Here is a 638-nt window from a genome sequence, read left to right as displayed (position 1 = left end):
TCCAAGGTGGTCCCATGCTAGTGGCAAGCAGGTGGTCCCATCACCCTGGCAAATGACACTTGGTGCGACCGCTCCGCGCTTCGTGAATATAAAGACGCTGCGGACATTGCCACCGCCTGCAGCTGGTATCAGCAGAATGACGACCTTCGAGCATCGCTCTACGATGCCGGTACTGATCGTATGGAAACGTTGATCGAAGCCGATATGGATGTCGACATCGCATTGCTGAATCTGCTCGGGAAGGACATCGCTGATGTCATTGGAGACGTCCGAGTCAGCGAGTTGGCAAGATCCTGGGCACTCACGGATCGCGACATGCTCGCCGTGCAGTTTGCTCGGGAAAAGTCCCGAACACATCCAGACAGAGCTACCGCGCACCGTGAGATCACAGCACTCACCAGGTTCTTGGCGTCCGGGTGAGGGGCCCGTCTGAAATCGCGAGTCTGATCTGTACGCGCCTACGGGCGAATTCTCCGCGACATGGAGAAAACATCGTCCTCACTCCATCCAGAGCTACACCGTCGCGACGCCCTTCATACCGCCGAAGAATGCCTCCGATTCGATAAGACCTTCGTCACTTGGGCCTTGACCCCTCGTGTTGGACACGCTCAATCCCGGACAGAGTTCGGGGGAAGCGA

At 57.4% G+C, this 638-nt stretch carries 1 protein-coding gene; it reads left to right on the top strand.

Annotated elements, in window-relative coordinates; all coding sequences use genetic code 11:
• The first annotated feature begins 180 nt into the window (after positions 1-180).
• The gene (locus tag ACHIRB_RS08280) at positions 181-420 is read left to right on the top strand and encodes a hypothetical protein (protein WP_395126786.1); all 240 of its coding nucleotides are present in this window, start codon (positions 181-183) and stop codon (positions 418-420) included.
• The last annotated feature ends 218 nt before the right edge of the window (positions 421-638 follow it).

The sequence above is a fragment of the Antrihabitans spumae genome (assembly GCF_043944905.1).
GTDB lineage: Bacteria > Actinomycetota > Actinomycetes > Mycobacteriales > Mycobacteriaceae > Antrihabitans > Antrihabitans spumae.
The sequence above is the reverse complement of the archived record's forward strand: the minus strand, read 5'-3'. Positions and strand labels throughout refer to the sequence as shown.

Excerpts from the sequence above, each read along its gene's own strand:
- ACHIRB_RS08280 (WP_395126786.1), top strand. The coding sequence starts at position 181 with ATGGAAACGTTGATCGAAGCCGATATGGATGTCGACATCGCATTGCTG.